Origin of the sequence: Synechococcus sp. MU1642, assembly GCF_020514115.1 — a bacterium.
In the GTDB taxonomy this organism is placed as follows: Bacteria; Cyanobacteriota; Cyanobacteriia; order PCC-6307; family Cyanobiaceae; genus Parasynechococcus.
In genome coordinates, this window is the sequence record NZ_VTKZ01000001.1 from 236253 (window position 1) to 247371 (window position 11119).

The window sequence follows — 11119 nt, forward strand, 5'->3', positions numbered from 1 at the left end:
TATTTTTCGTGCGGTTCAGGCCAGTCTCAGACTGGAAAGTGACCGAACAGACCGAACACTCGCAGCGGTCTCTCAACCCTGATAGCTTGGTCACATCACTGCATTGGCCCAGCGATGTTTGAACGCTTTACCGAGAAGGCTATCAAGGTGATCATGCTGGCCCAGGAAGAGGCCCGCAGGCTTGGTCACAACTTCGTTGGTACTGAGCAAATCCTCCTCGGCCTAATCGGCGAGGGAACGGGCGTTGCCGCCAAGGTCCTCAAATCCATGGGGGTCAACCTCAAGGATGCTCGGGTTGAAGTTGAGAAAATCATCGGCCGTGGTTCCGGCTTCGTTGCCGTCGAGATCCCATTTACTCCGCGTGCTAAGCGGGTGCTGGAGCTTTCTCTGGAAGAGGCTCGCCAGCTTGGTCACAACTACATCGGCACAGAGCACCTGCTGCTCGGTCTTATCCGAGAAGGAGAAGGTGTCGCAGCCCGTGTGCTTGAAAACCTCGGTGTCGACCTGGCCAAGGTGCGCACCCAAGTGATTCGCATGCTGGGTGAAACCGCTGAAGTTTCCGCCGGAGGAGGAGGCGGTGGTGGAAAGGGATCCACCAAAACCCCCACCCTCGACGAATTCGGCAACAACCTCACCCAGCTCGCTACCGAAGCGAAGCTCGACCCTGTCGTGGGTCGCCACAACGAAATCGACCGCGTCATCCAGATTCTTGGTCGCCGTACCAAGAACAACCCTGTGTTGATCGGCGAGCCTGGTGTTGGTAAGACAGCCATCGCTGAGGGCCTGGCACAGCGGATTCAGCAGGGCGACATTCCCGACATTCTCGAAGACAAGCGTGTCCTCACCCTTGATATAGGCCTGCTGGTGGCCGGCACCAAGTACCGAGGTGAGTTCGAAGAGCGCCTCAAAAAGATCATGGAGGAGATCAAGTCGGCCGGGAACGTGATTCTCGTGATCGACGAGGTGCACACCCTGATTGGTGCCGGTGCTGCTGAGGGAGCGATCGACGCCGCCAACATCCTCAAGCCGGCCCTCGCCCGCGGCGAGCTCCAGTGCATCGGTGCCACCACCCTTGACGAGTACCGCAAGCACATCGAACGGGATGCTGCCCTGGAGCGCCGTTTCCAGCCGGTGAATGTGGGCGAGCCGTCCATCGACGACACCATCGAAATCCTGCGCGGCCTTCGCGAGCGTTACGAGCAGCACCACCGTCTCAAGATCACCGATGACGCCCTTGTGGCGGCCGCAACCCTCGGCGATCGCTATATCTCGGATCGCTTCCTGCCCGACAAGGCTATCGATCTGATCGATGAAGCCGGTTCCCGGGTGCGTCTGCTCAATTCGAAGCTGCCCCCCGCGGCCAAGGAAGTGGACAAAGAACTGCGTTTGGTGCAGAAGGACAAAGAGGATGCCGTTCGAGATCAGGACTTCACCAAAGCCGGTGAACTGCGCGAGAAGGAAGTGGAACTGCGTGAGCAGATCCGTTCTCTGCTTCAGGCCAACAAGGACGAGGCCAAAGTCGACGCCAGCTCTGAAACCGGTGAAACTGCTGTTACGCAGGCGGCTGCCTCAGACAGCTCACCGATGGTGAACGAGGAAGATATTGCTCAGATCGTGGCTTCCTGGACAGGTGTTCCGGTTCAGAAGCTCACCGAGAGCGAGTCGGTCAAGCTTCTCAACATGGAGGAAACTCTCCACCAGCGTCTGATCGGTCAGGACGAAGCCGTCAAGGCGGTGTCCAAGGCCATCCGCCGTGCCCGGGTTGGCTTGAAGAACCCCAATCGCCCTATCGCCAGCTTCATCTTTTCGGGCCCCACCGGTGTCGGTAAAACCGAGCTCACCAAAGCTCTGGCCACCTATTTCTTCGGTAGCGAAGAGGCGATGATCCGACTCGACATGTCGGAATTCATGGAGCGCCACACGGTCAGCAAGCTGATCGGCTCGCCTCCGGGCTATGTCGGTTTCAACGAAGGCGGTCAGCTCACAGAGGCCGTGCGTCGCCGTCCCTACACCGTTGTGCTCTTCGACGAAATCGAAAAGGCGCACCCCGATGTGTTCAACCTGCTCCTGCAACTTCTGGAAGACGGTCGTCTGACCGACTCCAAAGGCCGCACAGTCGACTTCAAGAACACACTGATCATCATGACCTCGAACATCGGTTCGAAGGTGATCGAGAAGGGTGGCGGCGGCCTAGGTTTCGAGTTCTCCGGTGAAAGCGCTGAGGAGTCTCAATACACCCGGATCCGTTCCCTGGTGAATGAGGAGCTCAAGCAGTACTTCCGGCCTGAGTTCCTCAACCGTCTCGACGAAATCATCGTCTTCCGTCAGCTCAACCGCGACGAAGTCAAGGAGATTGCTGAGATCATGCTTAAGGAGGTCTTTGGCCGCATGGGCGAGAAGGGCATCACCCTTACCGTGTCGGATGCGTTCAAGGAGCGCCTGGTGGAAGAGGGCTACAACCCCGCCTATGGCGCACGTCCGCTGCGTCGAGCCGTCATGCGTCTTCTCGAGGATTCCCTCGCCGAAGAGGTGCTGTCGGGTCGTATTAAGGACGGCGACCATGCCGAAGTTGATGTCGACGAAAACAAGAAGGTGGTGGTCCGCCACAAAGGTCAGGTGGATACGGCACCGCAACTCGCCGGTGCCAGCGTCTGATGGTTCGATCCACCTCGTCCCACTCCATTGCCCCCGCAAGCGTTTTGCGGGGGGATGAGGCGTGGGATGAGGCCTTGCCTCAGATCAAATCCCTCTGCTCACGTCCGTTGGTGCTGGGTCGCAGTTCCTCCACGGCTGAGCAGCGTCAGCGTTTGGTGGTGGATCTCCAGGGCCAAGGGCTTCTCCCCGTTCAGGCTCAGCTTCAGTTCGACTGCTGTGAGCAGGATCTTCACAAATTGGCTTTTGAAGCCCATGGCTGCGACGCCGTTTTGGCCGCAGGGGGCGGAAAAGTACTAGATGCCGGCAAGCTGCTGGCCTACCGCCTTTCCCTTCCCTGCATCACTGTTCCGCTGAGCGCCTCCACCTGTGCCGGTTGGACGGCTCTGTCCAACATCTATTCCCCTCAGGGTGCTTTCGAAGGGGATGTGGCTCTGGATCGTTGCCCAGACCTTCTCGTCTTCGATCACGGCTTGGTGCGCCAGGCCCCACCTCGCACTCTGGCCAGTGGTGTCGCTGATGCCCTGGCCAAGTGGTACGAAGCCTCAGTGAGCAGTGGCGACAGCAGCGATGGTCTGGTGCAGCAGGCCGTGCAAATGGCTCGCGTGCTTCGGGATCAACTGCTGATCGATAGCCTCACGGCACTGGAAGACCCAGGCAGTGCGGCCTGGATGCGCACCGCCGAAGCCTGTGCCCTCACCGCCGGGGTGATTGGGGGGCTGGGCGGTGCCCGTTGCCGCACGGTTGCGGCCCATGCCGTTCACAACGGACTTACCCAGCTCGAGGCCTGTCATCACGTTCTCCATGGCGAGAAGGTGGGTTTCGGAATTCTTGTGCAGCTTCGCTTGGAGGAACGTCTGGGCGGAAACCGGCTTGCAGCTCAGGCGCATCGCCAGCTGCTGCCGTTGCTGCGGCAGCTTGGTCTGCCCGTAAGCCTTGATGATCTTGGTCTGGCGCAGGCCAGCCTCAGTGACTTGCAGGAGGTGTGTCGCTTCGCTTGCCGCGATGGTTCCGATCTGCATCACTTGCCCTTCGCTGTGACGCCTGGTGCTTTGCTGGAGGCCCTTGTGGGTGCTGCGGAACTCAGCCCCATCAACTTTTGAAGACGCTTCTGGATCAACTGCGGCCGGCTCTGCTTGACCCGCAGGCCGAGTCCTTAGCTGCTGAGGTGCAGTGGTGGACGTTGTCGGGCCTGGGTGTCGATGATCCCTTTCCGGTTGCGGTGCTTGGCCAGGGCTCTCCGTTGTTGCTGCTGCATGGTTTCGATAGCAGTTTTCTCGAATACCGGCGCCTCGCTCCCCTCCTGGCCGATCGCTTTCAGCTGTTTATCCCCGACCTCTTCGGTTTTGGCTTTTCGCCGCGTCCCCCGGGTCTGACCTACGGTCCAGAGGCTGTGTTGCGGCATCTCGATGCCCTGCTGGAGCGGCTTCCCACAGAGGCTCCAGTGGGCCTGATTGGCGCTTCGATGGGAGGCTCCGTGGCAGTGGAGTTGGCCCGGCGTCACTCCGAACGCGTGGCTTCTCTTCTGCTGTTGGCTCCAGCCGGTCTCACGGGGCGTCCGATGCCCGTGCCGCCTCTGCTGGATCGTTTTGGTGCCTGGTTTCTGGGTCGTCCCGGAGTACGGCGGGGGCTATGTCGCCAGGCCTTCGCTGATCCCGATGCGGATGTGGGAGCTCCGGAAGAACAAATCGCCTCCCTGCACCTGCAATGCCCCGGCTGGGCGGAGGCGTTGGCCGCCTTCGCCCGCAGTGGTGGTTTTGCTGGATGTGGAGATCCCCTGCCCCCCCAATCACTGCATGTGATCTGGGGTGACAATGATCGGATTCTGCGTGCTCCGCAGAAACAGGCGCTTCAGGCCTTGCTGGATCAGCCTGTTGAGACCTTCTCCTCCTGCGGCCACCTTCCCCATATCGATCAGCCCCGCAAGGTGGCTGAGCGTTGTCATGTGCTGCTGACCAATGGCTGATCCCGTTCTCAATGTGCTGGCAGGGGCCCTGCGCCTTTGGATTCGCAGTCAATGCGACAGCCTTGGCAGCGTCGAGCTGGCCCTGAACGGTTCCACCTGGTCTTTGCTGCGGGGGCGTCTGGATGGCGTGACCCTCAGGGCGAGGGATGCCTGTTTCCAGGGGCTGCCCTTGCGGAGCGTGGAGTTGTGCAGTGGTCCGATTGCGGTGGACATGAAGCTGCTGAGTCCCGGTCAGATGCTGGCCCTGCAGCAGCCGTTCCAGGTGGAGGGAGAGGTGAGCATCAACGGCCGTCAGCTCAACAGCGCTTTGCTGGCCGAACCCTGGCGCTGGCTCGGGGACTGGATGGCTGAGCAGCTGATGGGCCTCAGCCCGTTGGGGGCTCTGCGCATTGATGCGGATCTGCTCGAGTTGCAGGCGCCCGTTGTTGCTCATCAAGAACCTGCTCGTCGTCGCTTCCGCCTCAATGCTGAGCAAGGAACGTTGTGCTTCCGGCCGGAGACCGCCGATGAACCGTGCACCCTGCTTCCGATGGATCCGGCCATTCGGATCGTGCACGTGCAGCTGGCGAGTGGTCAGTTGGCCCTCAAAGGTCAGGCCAGCGTCACCCCGTAGCGCTGGTTATGGGGCCAACAGCGGTTGGCACAGCGCGATCGCGTAAAAAACCACCGCTGGGGTGAACAAATAGCTGTCGATCCGGTCCAGGATTCCGCCATGGCCGGGCAGCACGTCACCGGAATCCTTCACGCCTGCATCGCGTTTCATCATCGATTCGGTCAGGTCTCCCACCAGGGCGAACAGCGCGATCAGTGCGCCCAGCAGCAGCCCCGGTAGGCCATGCAGGGCCCAGCCCATCAGCTGGCCGCAGACCAGGCCGATCAGCATGGCTGAGATGAATCCACCGATCGCCCCTTCGATGGTTTTCCCGGGGGAGATCGGTGAGAGGGGCCGTCGCCCGTAGCGCCGTCCCACGGCCCAGGAGCCGATGTCGGTGGCGACGATCATTAAGCAGGCCGACAGCGTGATCTCCAGACCGTTGTCCAAACCGCGCAGGCTCAGCCAGTGGCTGGGCAAAAACCCTAGGTAGAACAATCCGAAGATCGATGCCGCAATGTCGGCGATGGAACCCGTTACCGGTTGCAGCAGCAGCCAACCGCAAATGGCGGCTCCAGAGAGGGGCAAAACAGCATGGGCCACATCAGCCGGTAGTCCGCCTTGAATCGCCCACTGGGTGGTGAGCAGCAGCAGTTGGCAGGCCACAAGGGTGGTTTTGGTGGCGGGGCGAATTCCCTTGAATTGCGCCATCCGGAAAAACTCGAGCAGGCCGAGGTGCACCATTCCACCCAGCGCTGCAGTGAACCACCACCCTCCCAAGCTCACCACCAGCAGGCCAAAACCACCTACACCTAGGCCACTGATCAACCGTTTGCGCAGCGCTGCTCGGGCCGCTGGTGCTTGGCTCTGATCGAGGACAACCTCACGAATCACGTTGATTGGAGGCTTCCTCAATTCACCCTATCAATCGCCCCTAGAGAGGGCCTCGAGCCTCACCGTCACCTCTCCCACCTGCATTATGTTCAGCTGAGATGCGGCTCCATGGGCCAGATCGGTCACCCAGTGGTATCTGAAAGGACCACGGTCATTGATTTTCACCACCACCCCCCCCCATTGCTCAGATTGGTGACGCGCACCTTGGTGCCAAAGGGGAGTGTGCGATGGGCAGCCGTCAGCGTGCCGTTGCGAAAGCGCTCACCATTGGCAGTTGTGCGGCCGTAGTCCCCCGGGCCAGACCAGCTCGCGGCTCCCTGAACCACCTCGATCAGCTTGCTTGGAATGGCTGAGTCGGTCGCCATCGGTTTTGGAGGAGGAGCTGGCAGAGGCCTGACCGGGGCGGCCTCCTAGATCACTCTTGTTTATTCGCTCTCCTGGATAGCCCTAATCACGAACTCTTCGCTGCTTGGACTGGCCTCAACGGAGGGGGCCAGCATCAGCGCAATCAGCAGCGATGTCAGAGGTTTCATCCACTGCAGCCGAATGCATGGATTGAAACGGCTGTGGGGGTGGATTTCACCCCCCGTTCACCACAGAAAGCGTGTCGGGCATTTGGTCTCCCCAGAACAGCTGCTGGCGCTCGAGCCAGCTCTGCCGCTGACGATCCAGCCGTTCACCGGGAATCAGCAGGGGGATTCCAGGTGGGTAAGGGCACAGCAATTCAGCTGCAATGCACCCCTCTGCGACCTTCAACGCCACCTGGTGATGCTCCGCCGTCCAGGCCTGTCTTGGTGAATGCGCTGTGGTGGTGACCAGTGGCAGCGGTGGGGCTTCGAACGCTGGCAAGGCAGCGCGATCGGGGAAGCTCCGCAGCAGGTTCTGCCAGTGGTGGTGTATTTGGCGTCCCAGCCCTCTGTGGCGTGCCAGCCCCAGGCAGAAGGTGAGGGTGGCTGGTTCCGGTAATTCGCCCACCAGCCCGCGTGGCAGAAACCAATCGTCGGCATCCAGGCCGGTGATTCCCGCCTGTCCCGTGTGCAGGATTAGGCGCAGCGGATCCTGGTTGTTCAGCAGAGGCACGCCGCTGTTGCGTAGGCCCTCGCCGAGCTCTTCAGCCTCCTGCAGACGCCGCAGCAATTGCCGGCGTCCCCTGCGGCGCTGCCAGTGTTGAAGGGCTTCTTCGCAGGAGGCCAGCAGTAGCGCACTAGGGCTGGTGGTCTGCAGCAATCCCAGGCTGCGTTCCACCCGCACAGGATCCAGACGCTCCCCCTGCAGCCAGAGCACCGCCGTTTGTGCCAGAGCAGCAGCTGATTTCTGCAGGGAATGCACCACCAGATCAGCTCCGCAATGCAGGGCGCTTGGGGGGAGGGGGTGATCCACTCCTGCGGCGAAATGACAGCCGTGGGCTTCATCCACCAGCACGCAATAGCCCTGTTGCTGCAGACGCTGAATGACCGCCGTCGGGTCATTGGCATAGCCCTGGTAGGTGGGATGCACCAGAACCGCAGCACGGATGGGTGTTCCGTCAGAGGGCAGAGCCTCCAGCACCCGTTCGATCCAAGCTGCATCTGCCGGTGCCGGCTGGCCGCGGTCGCTTTGGAAGGGGAGATCGAACAGGACCGGCCGCAGGTCCCAAAGAACGCAAGCCTGAATCAGGCTGCGATGGACATTGCGGGGCAGCAGGACCCGCTCTCCTGGCCGGACCATGGCTAGCAGTGCAGCCTGCAGCAACCCCGTGGCCCCGTTCACCCCATACCAGCAGCGCCCCACACCCATCTGTGCAGCGGCGGAGCGTTGGCTTGCTGCGATGGCGCCGTCAGCTTCCAGCGGACCGCCAAGGGCTGGCAGTTCCGGCAGGTCCCAGATGCCAGCGCGGCGGCGCAGCAATTGACGGAGTCCATCCGGAAGGGCAGCCCCCCGTCCATGGGCCGGCAGAAACAGGGGCTGACCGATTCGACGGGTGAGCTGGGGCAGAAGCGCCATCGAATCCGTCTGATCTCCTTAAAGTCTCTCTCTGTACTAATCGCGATGCGATGCGTTACGACCCCGGGCGGGATCTTGGCTGGTTGTTGCTGCGTCCCTGGGTTGCCATTCCGCGCCTAGTGCATGTGCTGTGGTCCTTGGCGGGGCTTGTGCTGGTGTTGCTGCTGCGTGGAGGCAGCAGTGACCCCGCCGTTCAGCAGGGGCTGGCGCGTCGCATTCTCAATACACTGACGGGGCTAGGGCCCTGCTTCATCAAGCTGGGGCAGGCCCTCTCCACCCGACCGGATCTGGTGCGTCGGGATTGGCTGGACGAACTGACGCGCCTGCAGGACGATCTGCCGGCCTTTCCCCATGCCATCGCCCTGGCCTGCATCCGCGAGGAACTCGGTGCTCAGGCCGAGGAGTTGTTTGAGGAGTTCCCGGACACGCCGATCGCCGCCGCCAGTCTTGGCCAGGTTTATAAAGCCCGTCTGCAGGGCCAGCACTGGGTTGCGGTGAAAGTGCAGCGCCCCAATCTCAACTTCATTCTGCGACGGGATCTGGTGTTGATCCGGGCTCTGGGGGTGATGACGGCGCCGCTGCTGCCGCTCAACCTTGGCTTCGGTCTGGGCGGAATCATTGATGAGTTTGGCCGCAGCCTGTTTGAGGAGATCGATTACGGCTTGGAAGCGGCCAATGCCGAGCGGTTTTCGACTCTTTTCGCGGACAACGATGCGGTCTACATCCCAAAGGTGGAGCGGATGCTCAGCTCCACTCGGGTGTTGACCACCACCTGGATCGATGGCGCCAAGATGCGCAACAGCGAAGAGCTGCGCTCTCAGAGTCTTGATCCAACGGCGTTGATCCGCACCGGCGTGATCTGCGGCCTACAGCAACTGTTGGAGTTCGGCTATTTCCACGCCGACCCTCACCCCGGCAACCTCTTCGCCTTGCCTGGTCGCACCGGCGATCTAGGCCATGTGGGGTACGTCGACTTCGGGATGATGGACTCCATCAGCGACAGCGACCGGCTCACCCTCACCGGTGCTGTGGTGCACCTGATTAACGGTGATTTCTCAGAGTTGGCCAAGGACTTCCAATCCCTCGGTTTTCTCAGCCCCACCGCCGATCTCACACCGATCATTCCTGCTCTCGAGGAGGTGCTCGGCGGCAGTCTTGGCGACTCGGTTGGATCGTTCAACTTCAAGGCGATCACCGATCGTTTTTCGGAGCTGATGTTCGATTACCCCTTCCGGGTGCCGGCTCGCTTCGCCCTGATCATCCGGGCTGTAGTTAGCCAGGAAGGTCTTGCTCTGAGGCTCGATCCGAACTTCCGGATCATTGCTGTGGCCTATCCCTATGTGGCCCGTCGACTGTTGGCGGGAGACACACGCGAGATGCGCGAGAAGCTCCTGGAGGTGATCTTTGATGAATCAGGCCGCCTGCGCCTGGATCGGCTGGAAAGTTTGTTGGATGTGGTGGGTCAGGACGCGCCCGCTCCAGGCAAGGAACTGATCCCTGTGGCCGGGGCAGGCCTGCGGCTTCTGTTCAGCCGAGATGGTGCTGACCTGCGCAAGCGGCTGCTGATGACCCTGATCCGTGACGATCGTCTGCACACTGACGACGTGCGTGCATTAGTCGGACTGCTCGGACGCACCTTCGGTCCTCGGCGTTTGGCCGGTGGGCTGTTGAGGGGTCTCAATCCCCTGGCGGCAGCGTGATGCTGAGATCACGACTCCAGCGAGATTGCCGAACTCACCGCTAAGGTCTCAGCTCTTTGAGATCGGCGTCGATGCCTGACGAGATCAGCGCCCAGGAGCTTGAGCAGCTGCTCCAGATGATGACTTTGCCCCAGCCCCCTTACCTGTTGGCTGGCATTGGTCTGTTGATGGGTGTGCTCTGCGGCTTGACCTTCGGTCGTCAGGTGCAGAACAAGTTGGATAGCTGGAAGCAAGACCGGCTCCCCCTCTTGCCACTGGGGACTGCTGAAATCAACCTCAGCTATGCCGGCACCCTTATAGGGGTGACGCTTTTCATCGGCTGCTGTCTTCAGATCTTCGGGTTTGCCTCAGGCGCTGCCCTGCTGGTGGCACTGCTGCTCTCGCTGCTGACCGGTGGAGCTTTGTTTTCTCAGCTCGAGCGCTTGATGCAGCAGGTTGAAGCGGGCAACTTCAAAGCGGTTGACTTCGACAACTTCGACGAATTCTTCTGAGCTTCGTCTCAACGGGTTGTTTCGTTCGTGATTTGAGCCCTTAAGCGAAGCCGTTGTTCTTCCCGAAAGAGATTGGCTATTAGTCACAATGAGTCAAACACTGTTTCCGGACGTGACAACCCTGTCTGCGGCTGTCTCCACAAGTCGTCTACTCGTGGTGGAAGACGACGACAGTATTCGGGAAACAGTTGGAGAGGCCTTACGTGCGGAGGGTTTCGAGGTGCACACCTGCGCCGATGGCTCCTCAGCCCTCAGCCTGATCACGGCTGAATGTTCAGATCCGTTGGATCTGATTGTGCTCGATCTGATGCTCTCGGGTTTGGGGGGGCTTGATCTTTGCCGTGAGCTTCGTCGCATCAACAACACCACCCCGATCCTGGTGATCAGTGCCCTTGACAGTGAGATCGATCGGGTGCTGGCGCTGGAGGTGGGCGCCGACGATTACCTGGTGAAACCCTTTGGCCTGCGCGAGCTGGTGGCACGCTGCAGGGCCTTACTGCGGCGTGCCCGTCAGACGGAGAAATCGTCGTCTGAACCGAAATCCCTCAGTCACGCCAACCTTTGCCTGTTTCCCAGTGAGTGCAGAGTCACCCGGGATGGCACGGACCTCACCCTCTCCCCCAAGGAATACAAGATCCTCGAGCTGTTCATTCAGAACCCCAAGCGCGTCTGGAGTCGCGATCAGCTGCTGGAGAAAATCTGGGGTATCGACTTCATCGGTGACACCAAAACCGTGGATGTTCACATCCGCTGGCTGCGGGAAAAGGTTGAGCAGGAGCCCTCATCTCCTCAATTGATCCGTACGGTTCGCGGCTTCGGGTATCGCTTCGGCTGAGGGCTC

Annotated in this window: 11 protein-coding genes; 7 read left to right on the forward strand and 4 right to left on the reverse strand. The window is 60.8% G+C overall.

The window, feature by feature from the left end; all coding sequences use genetic code 11:
- Positions 1-114: 114 nt before the first annotated feature.
- Genes FZZ85_RS01385 through FZZ85_RS01400 form a run of 4 tightly spaced genes read left to right on the forward strand, consistent with a single transcriptional unit; the run spans position 115 to position 5231 of the window.
- Complete coding sequence (locus FZZ85_RS01385) at positions 115-2655, forward strand: ATP-dependent Clp protease ATP-binding subunit (protein WP_226411461.1); 2541 nt, start codon at positions 115-117, stop codon at positions 2653-2655.
- Complete coding sequence (locus FZZ85_RS01390; protein ID WP_226411463.1) at positions 2655-3755, forward strand: iron-containing alcohol dehydrogenase family protein; 1101 nt, start codon at positions 2655-2657, stop codon at positions 3753-3755. Before FZZ85_RS01385 ends, FZZ85_RS01390 begins: the two co-directional genes overlap by 1 nt.
- The gene (locus FZZ85_RS01395) at positions 3752-4618 is read left to right on the forward strand and encodes an alpha/beta fold hydrolase (RefSeq protein WP_226411465.1); all 867 of its coding nucleotides are present in this window, start codon (positions 3752-3754) and stop codon (positions 4616-4618) included. Before FZZ85_RS01390 ends, FZZ85_RS01395 begins: the two co-directional genes overlap by 4 nt.
- Entirely contained in the window at positions 4611-5231 is a 621-nt protein-coding gene (locus tag FZZ85_RS01400) for an LmeA family phospholipid-binding protein (RefSeq protein ID WP_226411467.1), read from the forward strand. The genes FZZ85_RS01395 and FZZ85_RS01400 overlap by 8 nt, the downstream gene beginning before the upstream one ends.
- A gap of 6 nt (positions 5232-5237) precedes the next feature.
- On the opposite strand, the gene FZZ85_RS01405 is transcribed toward FZZ85_RS01400, so the two are convergent.
- From FZZ85_RS01405 to FZZ85_RS01415, 4 genes are all read right to left on the reverse strand, one after another.
- Positions 5238-6104, reverse strand: coding sequence for a phosphatidate cytidylyltransferase (locus FZZ85_RS01405; RefSeq protein ID WP_226411469.1), 867 nt, complete (start codon positions 6102-6104; stop codon positions 5238-5240).
- Positions 6105-6134: 30 nt separating this feature from the next.
- On the reverse strand, positions 6135-6275 hold the full coding sequence (locus FZZ85_RS12125; RefSeq protein ID WP_370631096.1) for a hypothetical protein: 141 nt from the start codon (positions 6273-6275) through the stop codon (positions 6135-6137).
- Complete coding sequence (locus FZZ85_RS12130; protein WP_370631097.1) at positions 6266-6469, reverse strand: septal ring lytic transglycosylase RlpA family protein; 204 nt, start codon at positions 6467-6469, stop codon at positions 6266-6268. Before FZZ85_RS12130 ends, FZZ85_RS12125 begins: the two co-directional genes overlap by 10 nt.
- Before the next feature lie 214 nt (positions 6470-6683).
- Positions 6684-8087 carry a lysine decarboxylase gene (locus FZZ85_RS01415; RefSeq protein WP_226411471.1) on the reverse strand — a complete coding sequence of 468 codons (1404 nt, stop codon included), beginning with the start codon at positions 8085-8087 and terminating at the stop codon, positions 6684-6686.
- A 50-nt stretch (positions 8088-8137) separates the two neighbouring features.
- On the opposite strand from FZZ85_RS01415, the gene FZZ85_RS01420 reads away from it, so the two are divergent.
- The 3 genes from FZZ85_RS01420 (at position 8138) to FZZ85_RS01430 (ending at position 11113) form a co-directional block, all read left to right on the forward strand.
- On the forward strand, positions 8138-9787 hold the full coding sequence (locus FZZ85_RS01420; RefSeq protein ID WP_226411473.1) for an AarF/ABC1/UbiB kinase family protein: 1650 nt from the start codon (positions 8138-8140) through the stop codon (positions 9785-9787).
- A 71-nt stretch (positions 9788-9858) separates the two neighbouring features.
- Positions 9859-10278, forward strand: a complete 420-nt coding sequence (locus FZZ85_RS01425; protein WP_226411475.1) for a hypothetical protein — start codon at positions 9859-9861, stop codon at positions 10276-10278.
- Positions 10279-10366: 88 nt separating this feature from the next.
- Positions 10367-11113, forward strand: a complete 747-nt coding sequence (locus tag FZZ85_RS01430; protein ID WP_226411477.1) for a response regulator transcription factor — start codon at positions 10367-10369, stop codon at positions 11111-11113.
- The last annotated feature ends 6 nt before the right edge of the window (positions 11114-11119 follow it).

Bases quoted from the DNA above. Each gene is read 5' to 3' on its own strand.
- FZZ85_RS01425 (WP_226411475.1), top strand. From the start codon at position 9,859: ATGCCTGACGAGATCAGCGCCCAGGAGCTTGAGCAGCTGCTCCAGATG.
- FZZ85_RS01390 (WP_226411463.1), top strand. From the start codon at position 2,655: ATGGTTCGATCCACCTCGTCCCACTCCATTGCCCCCGCAAGCGTTTTG.
- FZZ85_RS01385 (WP_226411461.1), top strand. From the start codon at position 115: ATGTTTGAACGCTTTACCGAGAAGGCTATCAAGGTGATCATGCTGGCC.
- FZZ85_RS01415 (WP_226411471.1), bottom strand. From the start codon at position 8,087: ATGGCGCTTCTGCCCCAGCTCACCCGTCGAATCGGTCAGCCCCTGTTT.
- FZZ85_RS12130 (WP_370631097.1), bottom strand. From the start codon at position 6,469: ATGGCGACCGACTCAGCCATTCCAAGCAAGCTGATCGAGGTGGTTCAG.
- FZZ85_RS01400 (WP_226411467.1), top strand. From the start codon at position 4,611: ATGGCTGATCCCGTTCTCAATGTGCTGGCAGGGGCCCTGCGCCTTTGG.
- FZZ85_RS01420 (WP_226411473.1), top strand. From the start codon at position 8,138: ATGCGTTACGACCCCGGGCGGGATCTTGGCTGGTTGTTGCTGCGTCCC.
- FZZ85_RS01430 (WP_226411477.1), top strand. From the start codon at position 10,367: ATGAGTCAAACACTGTTTCCGGACGTGACAACCCTGTCTGCGGCTGTC.